Raw genomic sequence first — 14,667 nt, forward strand, 5'->3', positions numbered from 1 at the left:
CTAAGTAATATTTCTAATCCATTGGATATCTGGGTTTTTATCGCCTTGAATTGCCACAAAGTCGATCCGTACAGGGACATTGTGCAACGCAGATTGTTGCAGATAATTATATATACTGCGACGCAATTTTTGTAACTTACTTTGACTCAGTGCCTGAATTGCGCCACCAAAGCCGCCGCCACGACGAAATTTGACCTCGACAAACACCCAGGTTTCACCTTCTTTCATGATCAGGTCTATTTCACCATAGCGACACAGGTAGTTGCGTGCCATGGCTTTAAGACCCTGTTTCTTGAGATAAGTTTCAGCAACCTCTTCATAGTGCTGACCTTTCTCCCGGCTATGACTGAATAGCTTGCCGAACATCGTCTACCTTTGTGCCTGATAATCTTCATACAGCTGTTTCATAAACAGCGGCGTAGGTGGGCGCTGATCTAAACTGACCAGGCGGATCTGGTTCTTATGATACTGTGCCCAGCTGAGCTGACGATTAATGCGGTTGGCTTCCTTAATGGTGAGTGCGCCGGTCAGGCCATCAAATTCTTTGCCTGGTATTTTACTTAACTGTTTTATTTCCGGGATCAGGTTCAGCGCGTCATAGGCCATGGCAAACAGGCGCTGTTCAATATCCGATTGCTCAGGCCAAAGCTGACTGTGTTGCTCGCGTAAGCTTTGCGATTTAACCGCGCCGGGCAGCATCCAGGGCACTTCGGTGAAAAACAGGCCTTCCAGATCGCCTTTGTCGGTTTTATCTATCTGCTTGCTGTAACTGCGTGAGCTGGCATAGAGCGGGATACGATCGGCAAAGGTACTGACGTTGACATCCAAATACGGTTTAAGCAGGCGGGTTTCGATGGCATCTCCGAGGATATAAATGGCGTCTATATCACGGCGAGAGCGGGTTTCGCTTTCCAGTTCTTTACGGAACATACGCTTAATCGTGTTGATCCGCTGTTTGGAGCTGTCGACCTCAAGTAGCTGGCCAACCACTTCGGCCATGTTTTCACTGTCAGAGTAAAAGCCCACTTCAGGGCGGGTTTCACTGTAACGCTGCCACTGAGCTTCAAAGTGGCTGATAAGGCGTTTACCGGAAGCCGTATCCGGGGCCAGCAGCATAGGTTTTTGATAGCCCTTCGCGAGGAAATGCACCATAGCCTGTTCCACTTCATGCTCGGGATCTAACGCAAAGTAATAATGGTTGGGGTTGCCAAGCGCAGCGGGCGTATCCAGGGTATTTAAAAACAGCGCCGGTGTTGTCGCTAAATAGGTACTTTCAGTGAGTTTTTCGACATTGCTTTTTAGCAGTGGCCCAATCACAAACTCGGCCTGACTTTGCCCAAGCTCCTTGTCTATCTGTGCCACATCCAGGGTTTCGTCAATAAAGAAAATTTCTTCAACCCGATTGCTATCCATCGCCGCGAGAAAACCGTTTTTAAGGGCTCTGCCCAGGCGCTCACTACTGCCCGAGGTAGGCAACAGTACAGCAATGCGGGTGACATCATACGGTGCAAGATCCAGAGTGGTTTTCACTTCCGTCGGGATGATTTCACTGCCCGGATGACTGGTATAGCGGCGTTGCCAGTTATTCAGCGCCTGATGAAGCTGTACCGTCGAACCCAGGTAAATCTGATGATATTTGGCCAGCTTAACCCAGCCCTGCTGGATCACCGTGCCGCGATCAAAACGCTCCAGCGCATACGACGACAGCTGTTGCAGTGCCTGCCAGATATCCTGGTTGAGACCTGCAATAACAAGCTGGTGTTTGTTGGCCAGATCCGCACTGTTAAAGTAATGCACCAGGGCTTTTTTGGGAAGCTGTTGAGCGGCATATACGCTGCCCATTAGGTACTGATGCCAGGCCTGATGGTCTGGCAGCTTTAATTTGCTTTCTAAGGTTTGCAGTAACGCCAGCGCACTGCTGTATTTTTGCTGTTGTTGACGGGCCAATGCGGTATACAGCTTGTTTTGTACATGGTCGACACTGGCCTTGCTTTCGAGCTCGCTACAGGCTTTTTCCAGAATGGGCCAGTTTTGCTCGTCAATGGCGGCCTGTCTTGCCAGATACAGCAACTGAATTTTACTTGCGCCTTGTTTACGATTAGCTTTCTCAAACAAGCCCTGCGCATCCAGTTGTTCGGCTGGTGCGGTGGTGGTTGTCGCTAATGTCTGTTTGTCTTGTGTTGATGCCGTTTTAGGGGTTGTGCCGCAGGCCGATAACCCCGACAATACCGCAATCACTAGACTTATATTTTTCAGTCGCACTCGCAAACCTTTACTCATACCTTTTGTTTGTGGATATCTTACTGACTGACCCTGGAGAGCTCAATGACAAATGCCGAAATCTCAGACAAAATTGGCACCCTGTATATCGTTGCCACACCCATAGGCAATTTAGAAGACATCAGTGAACGTGCGCTGAAAGTGCTGGCAGACGTCGACTTAGTGGCTGCCGAGGACACTCGTCACACAGGTAAATTATTGAGCCACTTCAGCATAAAAGCAAAAACCTTTGCGCTGCACGACCACAACGAAAAACAAAAGGCGCAGCAGATCCTAACCTGGCTGGAGCAGGGCATGGACATCGCGCTGGTATCCGATGCCGGCACGCCGCTTATTAGCGATCCAGGCTACGCGGTGGTTAACTTATGTCGTGAAGCGGGTGCTCAGGTTACCCCTGTGCCGGGCGCCTGTGCTGCAATTGCTGCGGTAAGCTGCTCAGGGTTACCAACCGATCGCTTTCAGTTTATCGGTTTTACACCGGCTAAAAGTCAGGCCCGTCAGAGTTTCTTTAAAGAGGCACATGAGTCCGGCATCACCAGCATTATGTACGAAAGCACCCACCGCATCATGGCCAGCCTGGCTGACTTGCAAACAGCACTGGGTGAGCAACAGCAGGTGGTGTTCGCCAAAGAGCTGACCAAAACCTATGAAACCTTTTTCAGCGGGCCTGTGTGTGAGCTGATCGCCTTTCTTGAAAACGAACCTGAGCGCCAGCGGGGTGAGCTGGTGCTGATGCTGCCGGGTAAAAACCAGGTGAGCAGTGAAATGACGCCGGAGGCCAAGCAGCTGATCGGCTTGCTGGAAGGGGAAATGCCGCTGAAAAAAGCCTGTGGCATTGCTGCCGAGTACTTCGGATTGAAGAAAAACGCCCTGTATAAAGCCATTATCGCCGAGCGTGAGGGAGAATAAACTCAAATAACGTAAATTGATGCTGCGTTTTTTGGTAAAGGTGCGTATAATCGCCCGCCTGAGTCAGCCGGATAATCGCTGCCTGTGACGAAAATGATCAGGGGGAGGAAAGTCCGGGCTCCATTGGGCAGGGTGCCAGCTAACGGCTGGGGGGCGTGAGCCTACGACAAGTGCAGCAGAGAGAAGACCGCCTAAGTTCTTCGGAACCGGTAAGGGTGAAAGGGTGCGGTAAGAGCGCACCGGACCACTGGTAACAGTTGGTTGCAAGGTAAACTCCACCCGGAGCAAGACCAAATAGGGTTCCTTATGGTGTGGCCCGCATCGGAACCGGGTAGGTTGCTCGAGCTTGGGAGCGATCCCAAGCCTAGACGAATGATTATCGATCTCCCTCGGGAGAGAACAGAACCCGGCTTACAGGCTGACTCACCCTCTTTACATTAGCAAACGCTTGTTTTTGCAAGCGTTTGCTAACCTACTTTGAAGACCTATCTCATACTTCACGCCTTAGCGACGCAATACGTTACATGACAAATGTGCTTGTATATATCTCATTGTTTTATTCCAGTTAATTTGGGCTTTTTGGCATACTCAGGGCGCTAAGAGTTAATGAGAAATGTTTACACTTCCTCATTGTATCCATATTTAAATCTCATTTTTGTGAGATAAATTCATATCTTAAGCTGTATTTGCCGACTAGATAGAGGGGTATGAATACTATAATGCGGAACAAACTGTACCTGGCATTGCTGACTGTGGGGACTAGTTTCCCTAGTTTTGCTCAGACAACTCTGGCCCCATTGACAATAAAAGTTGATGAAAATACTAAAACGAACACAACCATTGGTACTGTTCATTTTCTTGATGGCGTATCAGATAAAACGGTGCGTTTAGAGGTTGGAACAACAGAAATCAAAAACTGGGTCACAAACGGTGAAGTGTTTGAGCCCATCTCATTTTCATCGACCTTTGCCCAAGCGCCTATTGTTTTTGGCCAGATCCAGTCTAACAGTGATTATACGGTAGAGTATGAAGTAAATACCTATTCTTATAATGGCGTTGAAGATAAAAACCACCGCGACCTGTTAATGCGTCATCGTTTAAACCATGTGACGGCCTCAGGTTTTGAAGCGGTTCTTGAGTCACAGTTAGACAAAAAAGGCACTAGTGTTATCCAAAATTTCACCAATACAGGTGCAGGTGAAAAATTAGGTTGGATTGCATTTGCTGAACCTGTTTCAGCGTTTTGGAATGACAAACCAATCGATGTGTCAAGCACAGGCACAACGGTTACTCACAATACTCATGGTCATGCGTTCAGCGTGCCAATGACAGACACCCCGGTCATTCTAACTTCTTTATCTTCATACAATGGTACCTCTCAAAGTGGCGTTGCAATTGAAGAGTTATCTGCAGACAAAGTCAAAGTTCATATTGATAACCTTGATGATGCAGCGCACGTGGCGGAAAACGTCAACGTATTTGCATTACAAGGCACGGGTTTATTAGTAACAGAAGCCAGTGCTATCGTTGGTGAAACGGGCGTGATCACAGTTTCTGATACTGACATCGAAAATCCATTCTCCATTACATTCTCAAAGTCTTACAGGGAGCCAGTTGTATTTGTTCAAGCGGTTGGTAAAGATAAAGAGATCTTCGACGCAGCAGTGCGTATAAACTACATCGCGCCAATGATGTTACAAGGTTATTTGCATTCAGATAACGAAAACCTTGTGCCAAATCGTTTTGGCGAATTTGAATTGCATTATCAAATCTTCGAAGCTGGTCGTTGGGATATCCCACTAGAACATTACACCTATTCAATTGTTGCTGGTAACGATGCTGGTGTTTTCTCCGTTGATCCAATTAAAGGTGACATCAAAGTTGCTGACCAAGCACAACTAGATTACGAATTGGGTAATAACCAATATGTGATCACAGTTCGTGTGACTGATGGCGCAGGCAATAATTATGATTCACAAGTAACTATCAACGTCAATGACATCAGTGACTCATTAAACAATAACGCACAATCTATTGACGGTTTAGAAGCAGCCGATTGGGCGGGTTGGGCAGTGGCGCCAGCAGGTGACGTCAACGGGGACGGTTTTGACGACATCATCGTAGGTGCGCCTCAAACTGATGTTCGTGATGGTGACGGTGTGCTTATCACAGAAGACAATGGTGCGGCTTATGTACTATTTAGTGATGAAACGGGCACGTTCCCAACGTTAACTCAAGTTCAAGGCGGTACACGAGGTTTTGGTATCCTTGGTGCACAAGCTGGCGATAACGCAGGTTTTTCCGTAGCTGGTGGCGTTGATATCAACGGCGACGGATTATCTGATGTTGTTGTAGGTGCACCATATGCAGGCACTAATGGCGACAATTCCGGTTCTACTTATGTCGTATTTGGTAAGTCAGATACTAACTATGTGCCGCTTCAATACTTAAACGATGGCAGCAGCGACAAAGGTTTTGCTATTCACGGTGCTTACACTCAAGACTACTCTGGTGGTTCTTTAGTCGTTGGTGATGTGAACGGTGACGGCCTTGGCGATATTGTTATCGGTGAAACAGTCTCTCGTTTCTTAGCTGGTACAGGTTCTTTTGCATTAAGAAATTTATTAGAAGACAGCGCCGCTGATCCAAACCTGGCGTATGTTGTTTACGGTAAAAAAGATAAAAGCGTTGTTCAGTTAGCCAACGTTGCAACAGACTACAATACACAGGGTTTTGCCATTACTCGTCCTAACAGAAAGTTATTCAGCGACTGGCATTACGGCGCACAAGTTTTACCAACGGGTGACTTTAACAGTGATGGTTTAACGGACTTCATCGTGAGCAACGGTCTATACGTTGATACAGCAGGCACAAGCTATGTTATTTATGGCCGTATCGGTGGCGAAGCGATTAAATACAACAACATTTACAAAGACGAACACGGTATTAAGATCACGCCAGAAGGCAGTGGCAACTACGGGTTTGACTTCGGTAATGCCACTCTTAATGCTTTGCCATCTTTTACTACTTCTCATGTCGGTGACGTAAACGCCGATGGTGTTGACGATATCGCGTTATTATTGACAGACACAGGGTGTTGTTCTGCAATCGACGATCCTCGTGCTTACATAATCTTCGGTGGTGCTGATTCTACTGACGAAATTAACCTTGCCGACATTGCTGACGGTAACGGCGGTTTTGTTATTCACAACGATGCATCAAATATCGACCACAGTGACTTACAAGTTATCTTAGGTTCAATCGGTGGGGCGGGTGACCTTAATGGTGATGGCTTTGACGATATCATCATTGGCGACCCGTTTGCTGAAAATAACAAAGGTCGTGTATACGCCGTTTATGGCCGTGCAGGCACTGAGCCTGTTTACCTTAGTGAAATTATTGAAACTCAACAAGGTTTTTACTCTGAAGGTAACGGCGGTGAGCAGTTAGGTCAGTTTATTGCAAGTGCTGGTGACATCAATGGCGACGGTATCAAAGATATTCAATTTGGTACACCTTCTGCGAATAAAAACAATTTAAACAACACAGGTGCTGTGTATGTTCTTAATGGTGACGGTAAGTTAGTAACGCTTTGGGGGACTGACGGTGACGACGCTATCACAGGTACAGCGGCAGCAGATAACATTGCGACTGGCACTGGTAACGACGTCATTCGCACTAACGGTGGCACTGATGCCGTTTACGCAGGCCCTGGTGAAGATACTATCTACATTTCTGATAATACCTTCACACGTATTGATGCTGGTGGTAACACAGATACCTTAGTATTTGACGGCTCAGGCATTAACCTTGACCTTGCAACTCAAGCTTCTCGTGTTCGTAACGTTGAAGTATTTGATATCCGTGGTTCGGGTGCTAATGCAATCACGCTTAACAAGAGTGTGAGCAGCAACTCAAACTTACGTATCTTAGGCGACAACGACGACTTTGTTGGTGCATCAAACAACCAATGGGTTGATTCTGGTTCAACACAAGTGATCGACAACATCACTTATAAAGTGTTCACGTCTGGCTCAGCAACTATGTTAGTGCAAGACGGTTTAACCGTTACGGTTAACAACGAACCTACTATCGACCCACAACAGTTCTCTGTAAGTGAAGCATCGGCGAGCGGTACACAAATCGGCACATTAGAGGCAGATCCTAACGATATTGGTGACTATGTAACCTTCCAAATCCTAAGTGGTAACGAAGACGGTGACTTAGTATTAGATGCACAAACGGGTGTGTTAAGCATTAGCGATACGGTTTCTCGTTTGGACTATGAAAACACCTCAAGGTACACCTTAGAAGTCATCGTTTACGACCAATACAACACCACTGACACTGCAGAAATCACTGTTGAAGTATTAAACATGGAGTCGATGGAGATCACTTTAGAAGGTGATGTAAGTGGTGAAGGCAGTTACTGGGGCGAAAACACGGTTTTAGATTTGCTTGGCATGAGTGCTCCTGAGTGGGCGTCAACAGAAACTAAGCATACTTGGACTGTGCCAGAAGAAAATCTACCAGATGATCCTGCAATTATTAGAATTGAATCACACGGTAAAATCCATTATGTGGGCGGCATGAACTTATTCGGCGGTTGGGTTGAAGCCGACATTCCTCTTGAGATGGACTTACGATTCCCAGATGAAATAGCTGCTGGTCAGCCAGTTAATTTAGCAACCAAGTTTACCGTTGGTGAAAACGCAAACTTCATGGCGTCGTCTCCTGGTGTGCAAATTTCGGCTGAGTTAATTTTTGAAGACTATTTAATCAAATACGAGTCAGCGTTATTTGAAAAATTAAATGGTCAAACCAAAATCGATTACGCTTCTTATGAGAAAACGATTGGTTCAGAATCCTTTGGTGTTTACGGTGACAACTGTGCTAACGCGCTTAATCGTGCCGATTGCTATGAGTTGGAAGACGGTGTAGAAGTTTTCGAGTTAACTCGTAACTTAACGGATGAAGAAATTACGTCTTTGACAGAAAGCTACTTCTACGAGTTATCCGTTGCTGTTGCAACTGAAAACGCAAAAGCCAGAAGTGATGACATTAGCTTTGGTACGAGTGTGGTAAACGGTGTGGAAATTATCGACGCTGTATACGCTCACTTCGGTTTAACTGATGGCGTTGAAATTATCAGTACAGATGTTTCTGATCCGACAGCGACAACCATTGCATATATTCCGGCGAATGTATCTTATGAGAATATCGCTCTATTTATTAAAAACTTAACGCGTGATTCATTAGCTGAATTATCTTCTAATGCGAGGAAAGCGATTGAAAAAGCGATTGATTTAGACGTAGATAAGTTACGTTTCTTAGCTAGTCACGACTTAGTTGATTGGGTATCGGAAGAGGTCTACTGGGGTTCTAACTGGACCAAGTGGCATGCTGCAGCAGGCATGGAGGCAATGGAAGGTACGTCGGAACAATGTATTGATGGGTATTTCGCACCGACCGGTGAAGATTTATATCGTCGCTACAAATACAGTACGCTTGATACTTTCTTAAGTGCAGCGCTTGATTTAAAACAAGACTTTGAGTTGAACATTGAATCTAGCGCTATTTTAGTTCTAGAAGATGGTACTGAGATTTACTTTGACCCGGAAGAAGACATTACCTTTACACCTGAGCTAAGCCATGACGTTAACAATGATGGCATGATTGACGCAACGTTAACCGTTAATGCAGCATCGAACTTTGTTAATAACAGTAAGATGAGTGCATTCTTTAGAATGCCATTTAAATTGCTTGAGTTTGAATACAACGTGCAAGAAGCGATTTGTTCAGCTGACCAAGTTTATACTATGGGTAACCAAGGTCTGATGTTTGAAAAAGGTTCTTATGGACCATTATTAGACAGCGAGAAAGTGGTTACGGCCGGCGACACAGACTTTGGTGGACCAACGGAAATCACTATTGCACAAAACTCCTTCACTACAGCATTGTCATTCGACTTATGTAGCAACAGCGCAGCGTGTGGTGAACCAGTATTATCATTTGGCAACAATGCGCCAGTTGCGTCTGATGTAACTGTAGCAGGCGAGTATGTCGGCAAATCAATATTAACTGGATCTTACACTTATGCCGACCATGAAGGTGACTTGGAATCAGGGACTCGTTACCAATGGTATCGTTCTGCTACAGGCAGTAAGGACGATGCACAGGTAATTGATGGTGGACTTTACCAATCATACACCTTGTCATTAGAAGATATTGATAGCTATGTTGCTTTTTGTGTAACGCCAAATGACGGTACGTTATTCGGTGACCCTGAATGTTCTGAGTGGACGTATGTGGAAAGCCCGTTCCATCAAGACTTGTCTATTATGAACAGTTTTGGTCAATCAATTGTGCTGAACGGCACTGACCAGCTTATGGTTCAAACCATGGGCTCAGGTTTCAATCCAAACAGTTCATACACAATTGAAGCATGGGTAAAAGTGAATGCTTTAGACCCTGAGAACAACGCTAACTTGTTTACTTTCTCTGAAGGTGCAAATTCTTCAAATGCAGCTATCCGTATTTTGAAAGATGGTACTTTACGAGTAAAAGCTACCAAGTCTGCATACAAGTCAACACAAACGATTACTGTAGGTCAGTGGCAACATTACGCATTAACTTATGATCAACCAACACAAACAGTATCTTTATACTTAGATGGTGAGTTGGTTATTTCAGAAGTGAATGCCGCTAATGACGCCAACGTGTACTTTGTATGGGGTGCAGGTAATGACCGTGTAAGCAAGATGTTCAATGGCCAAATTGACGAAATCCGTGTCTGGGATTATGCAAAATCGCAAGACTCTATTATTGCACATCGCAACTTAGGTGCGTCGTTAAGTGATTCAAGCTTGTTGTCTTACTATAGCTTCGACAACGAATTAGATGGCGAAGTTGAAGACTTGACGGGTGAAAGCACGATGGAACTGGTTAACACACCGACCTTTGAAAAACACAACGCTTACTTTGCCTTCGATGGCAATAGTGACTATGTTGAAATCGCGCATGATGATGAGCTGAACTTTACTAGTGGCAACAGCCTTACTATTAAAGCGAAGATTTATAAAGCACCAGGTAGTAAAAATAGTAACCGCGTAATTGCAGCTAAAAAAGCATCTGACTCTAATGACGACATCGGTTGGCTATTACGAATCAATAACTCGAATCGACTTGAGTTCAGGTTCGTCAATGACAGCAATGCAAGCAGGAATATTATTGCATTTAATAGTTCTAAGTATAGCTTGAGTAACTTGGCTGATGGCCGTTGGTACGATGTCGCTGTAGTTGTAGATATGGAAAATAAAAAGTGGAAGGTTTTCGTAAATGGTACATTTGTTAGACAAGCTACTTTAGGGGGTATACAAGTAAACAATACGTTACCTATTCGTATTGGTGCATACAGCGGCGACGAAACAGTGGTACATAGTTTCAAAGGTTACATCGATGATGTGGCGGTGTGGACACGTGCGTTAACTGAGGAAGAAGTTGGTATTTGTACTGCCGAAATGGTATCAGGCTGTGAAGAAGACCTATTGTTGTACTATGACTTCGAGCAAGACAGAGCGAACAACGTAGCGAGAGATGAATTTAACGGAACTATCTATGGCGCAGTTGAAGTAGGTAATAACCTTGATGTTAAGTTTACAACGACTGAGTATGCTGCTTTTACTGGCAAGCTGCCAGGTAGTACTGGAGTCACATTTGGGTTAGCAGATGCGCCAGCCTACGGCGAGGTCGCCATCAGCGAATACTCAGGTGAATTTATTTATACGCCAAATGGCAGTGCAAATGGGGCAAGCGACTCATTTAGTTATTACATTTACAGTAGTAGCAATGGTCAAAGCCAGAAGCAGATGGTCACCATTGAGTTTGAATAAGCTCAGTAGCGTATAAAAAGTTTGAAGCCGCGATACTTTTTGAGTATCGCGGCTTTACCGTGGCTGACATAGAGTCGGGTGAACCAACTTTAGTTACATTAGCTCCACAGACTGCCTCCGCTACAGCACAGGAGGTACTGGCTGAGGCATTGCGCGGGCAGGTTTCGGTAACCGTGGTTGAATAAGCTACTGCACTTTACTGGCTGCAACGACTGGGTCTGTCTCCCATTAAACTGGGTCTTGATTTAAACGGCGGTGTACTGTTCGGAACCGGTAAGGGTGCGGTAAGAGCGCACCGGGCCACTGGTAACAGTTGGTTGCAATGTAAACTCCACCCGGAGCAAGACCAAATAGGGTTCCTTATGGTGTGGCCCGCATCGGAACCGGGTAGGTTGCTCGAGCTTGGGAGCGATCCCAAGCCTAGACGAATGATTATCGATCTCCCTCGGGAGAGAACAGAACCCGGCTTACAGGCTGACTCACCCCATTCTAAAAACCGCTTGATTTACTTATGTAGATCAAGCGGTTTTTTAAACAGACTCAAAGTTACTCCTTTGACTTCGGCGGACAATAACGGTCGCCTTTATCAAAAATAACCTTCCAGCGGCCATTGGCTTCTTTGCGCCAAATCGAGGTGTAAGTATGAAAACGACCTTGGTCATCCCAAACTGGTCCTGTACTTAAAGCCAAGGTACCATTATCTAATACTTCAACTCGCTCAGGCTTCCAGGCAAATGGTGCTTTGGGGCTATCGAATAACTTTGCCCAACTGTCTGACACCATCTGCTTGCCACGATTCACCTTATTGCCACCGCCCATAAACACCGCATCAACGGCGAGAAATTCAGTAAAAGCCTGGTGGTCGCGATCTGCCATGGTTTTGGCAAATGCCAATTCGGCTGCCCATACCTGTTGCTTTAGTATTTTAATGTCAGTTTTTGCTTGTATTGGTATGGTCAACAATAAGATAAAAAGTGCCAACGTCGTTGAATACGGTTTAGTTAAGCTTGATGCATTGAACATTGTAATTCCCCTCGGTTAATTGTTGTGATTTTCCACTCGTCGATAGTCTATATGCATGGATTTCACCCACTTGTCTTGCGCCTGAATGTACATGATGAAATCTCGGTGCGATGTGTTTTTATAAACCATCACGTTTTTTCTTTGCTGAACTTGGCCAGATGAATCGGTAAGCTGATAAAACATGGTTAAAGTATTAGTTTTAAAGTCAAAGTCGCCATGCATCTGCAAAATTTCTGGCGACATGGAGTCCACCCAGGTACCAACAAATTTCCCCTGTTTAGGATCGTAGCCTAAGGTAGCGTAGCCCTTAAAGAGCTTGCCGTTCAAACTGCCGTATAGACTGCCTATGGACCACAGATCACCCAACATAGTATTACTTTCATGCCACTGATGTTCGCTCTGTAACTGACCATCGGCAAAGAAGCTGAGTTTGGCGGACCACTCGCCCTCATCCAGTTTCATCACCTGGTGTTGAGGTAATGGCAGCTCAACGGCTGCCAGCGCAACATGGCAAAACAAAATCAATCCGCAACAAAGTTGAATAAGTGTATGCATTTTTACTCCCTATCTTTAAATTAAAAAAACGGTATTCCGAAGAATCCCTCTGCGACGGTTACAACTACCACGATTGCCAACAACAAAGGGCAAACGTAACGCAGCGAAACATTTAGATAGCTCAACAATAGTGGGCTCACTTCAACATTGGCCGCAGTTAATTCTTCTTTGAGGTTTTGTCGACACCACACATAGGCGCTAAATACGGCAATACAAAAGCCGCCTACGGGCAACAAAGTATCACTGGCCAACATTCCTGCTGCACGCATAAAGCTGGCTGATTGCTGGCTTGCGCCAAGTTCAACAAAATGCGTTAGCTCTTCTACTGCACCGGCTGAGAGTAACGATGGAATACTGATGATGAAGATTAAGGTAGCTGCTATGACGGCGCCTGTTTTTCGGCTAAGGCTAAACTCATCGACCAAATAGGAGGTGGGTACCTCCAGCATTGATACGGTGGAGGTTAACGCAGCAAAGGCCAGCAGCAGGAAAAATCCACTGCCAAGCACACTGCCCGTAACCGGGCCGAAACTTTCGAAAGCGCGTGGCAAGGCTTCAAAAATAAGGGCCTCTCCGCCCGTTGGTGACAGACCTTGGCTAAATACCAAAGGGAAAATAAGAAGACCAGCCATCAAGGCTATGCCGACATCTGCTAACGTGACCATTGCCGAAGAGCTCACTATGTTGGCTTGTCGAGGCAAGTAGCTGCCCAATGTCATCAGGGTCCCCATGCCCAACGACAATGAGAAAAAAGCTTGCCCAAGCGCGGCATAGACAACGGATAAATTTACCGCAGAAAAATCCGGCATCAGATAAAATACAACGCCATTACTGGCGCCAGGTAAAGACAGCCCATACAAGCTCATGCCTATCATCACGACAACTAAAGCAGGCATAAGAAATTTCGCAGCAGATTCGATACCAGCGCTGACCCCTTTACTAACGACATAAGTTGTCAACGCCATAAAGATACCGGCGTATAAGGTGATTTTGATTGCATCGGACGTAAAGTTACTGAAATTATCACCGATGGCAAAATTGCCCCGCAACATTTCAAACAGATAACCGATGACCCAGGCGGCGATTACATTGTAAAAGGATAAGATCAACACAGCGCACAACACGCCAAGTAACCCCACGAGCTTCCACCGTGGGAAGCCAAGTACACTAAATGCCCCCACGGCATTGCGCCTGGTATGACGGCCAATGGCAATCTCCGCCACCATTACGGGATAGCAGAGTAAAAAACAAAATCCTAAGTAAATAAGTACAAACACGGCGCCACCATTGGCCCCGGTCTCGAATGGAAACTTCCAGATATTACCCAGTCCAACCGCAGAGCCTGCAGCGGCAAAGATAAAGCCTATGCGTGAAGAAAAAGCAGGTCTGATCATCGCCTTACCTCGTCAAACTCTCGACTAAATCTAGATGAAATGTATTGACTTGCGACAATTCCTCGCGCTTAGAAGCGAGTATGACTTGTTTGAAGTTGAGCTTAGTAAGCAGTTGAATTGAGCGCAGGTTATGAGGTTTGGTGATGGCCAGTAGCTCATCCAGGCCTAACTGCTGTTGGCAAAAATACAGTACGGCTTTAGAAGCTTCAAGCATTAAGCCTTTGCCTGTGTACTGACTAAGTAAAGCAAAACCTAAATCTGGTAACTGCAGGTAGTCGCGTTTAACTAAGCCACACAGCCCAATACGTTCACCGCTGGATTTTAGCTCCATCAGATACAAGCCATAACCATGCTCCTGATAGCTGGCTTGCAAATTTTCTTTAATGTATTGCTCTGCTAGTGCTAACTCAGTCAGGCCTTTATCGCCAATAAACTCGATGCATTCTGGTTGACTAAACAGTTCTTGAATAAAACGGGCATCATCTGACTGACATTGGCGCAGTCGTAAGCGTGTGGTCTCAATCATCTTCTTACTTCTCACAATTATGAATGGAAGTTCACTCTAAACTAGCCTATGCATTAGAAATAGTGATATAAAATCATCATGTAATGAG

General features: G+C 45.5%; 8 protein-coding genes and 2 other RNA genes. 4 read left to right on the plus strand and 6 right to left on the minus strand.

Annotated elements, in window-relative coordinates:
- On the minus strand, positions 1-366 hold the full coding sequence (locus TW77_RS12635; RefSeq protein WP_046005343.1) for a YraN family protein: 366 nt from the start codon (positions 364-366) through the stop codon (positions 1-3).
- 3 nt (positions 367-369) lie between these two features.
- Positions 370-2,262 (minus strand): penicillin-binding protein activator, encoded by a 1,893-nt coding sequence (locus TW77_RS12640; RefSeq protein ID WP_046005459.1) that lies wholly within the window; start codon positions 2,260-2,262, stop codon positions 370-372.
- A 63-nt stretch (positions 2,263-2,325) separates the two neighbouring features.
- On the opposite strand from TW77_RS12640, the gene rsmI reads away from it, so the two are divergent.
- From rsmI to rnpB (TW77_RS24590), 4 genes are all read left to right on the plus strand, one after another.
- Positions 2,326-3,189, plus strand: a complete 864-nt coding sequence (gene rsmI, locus TW77_RS12645) for a 16S rRNA (cytidine(1402)-2'-O)-methyltransferase (protein ID WP_046005344.1) — start codon at positions 2,326-2,328, stop codon at positions 3,187-3,189.
- A 59-nt stretch (positions 3,190-3,248) separates the two neighbouring features.
- Positions 3,249-3,619: RNase P RNA component class A (gene rnpB / locus TW77_RS24290), an RNA gene on the plus strand.
- A 277-nt stretch (positions 3,620-3,896) separates the two neighbouring features.
- On the plus strand, positions 3,897-11,081 hold the full coding sequence (locus tag TW77_RS12650) for a LamG-like jellyroll fold domain-containing protein (protein ID WP_082078918.1): 7,185 nt from the start codon (positions 3,897-3,899) through the stop codon (positions 11,079-11,081).
- A 154-nt stretch (positions 11,082-11,235) separates the two neighbouring features.
- An RNA gene (gene rnpB / locus TW77_RS24590) (RNase P RNA component class A) lies at positions 11,236-11,567 on the plus strand.
- A 60-nt stretch (positions 11,568-11,627) separates the two neighbouring features.
- Here the strand turns inward: rnpB (TW77_RS24590) and TW77_RS12655 are convergent.
- The 4 genes from TW77_RS12655 to TW77_RS12670 are packed head-to-tail and all read right to left on the minus strand — an operon-like array spanning position 11,628 to position 14,579.
- Positions 11,628-12,104, minus strand: coding sequence for a YybH family protein (locus TW77_RS12655; protein ID WP_082078919.1), 477 nt, complete (start codon positions 12,102-12,104; stop codon positions 11,628-11,630).
- A 15-nt stretch (positions 12,105-12,119) separates the two neighbouring features.
- Positions 12,120-12,659, minus strand: a complete 540-nt coding sequence (locus TW77_RS12660; protein ID WP_046005346.1) for a DUF1579 family protein — start codon at positions 12,657-12,659, stop codon at positions 12,120-12,122.
- 20 nt (positions 12,660-12,679) lie between these two features.
- Positions 12,680-14,053, minus strand: a complete 1,374-nt coding sequence (locus TW77_RS12665) for a sodium-dependent transporter (protein WP_046005347.1) — start codon at positions 14,051-14,053, stop codon at positions 12,680-12,682.
- A gap of 4 nt (positions 14,054-14,057) precedes the next feature.
- Positions 14,058-14,579: a GNAT family N-acetyltransferase gene (locus TW77_RS12670; protein ID WP_046005348.1), complete on the minus strand. Its 522-nt coding sequence runs from the start codon at positions 14,577-14,579 to the stop codon at positions 14,058-14,060.
- Positions 14,580-14,667 lie beyond the last annotated feature (88 nt).

Origin of the sequence: Pseudoalteromonas rubra (assembly GCF_000967655.1) — a bacterium.
In the GTDB taxonomy this organism is placed as follows: Bacteria; Pseudomonadota; Gammaproteobacteria; order Enterobacterales; family Alteromonadaceae; genus Pseudoalteromonas; species Pseudoalteromonas rubra_A.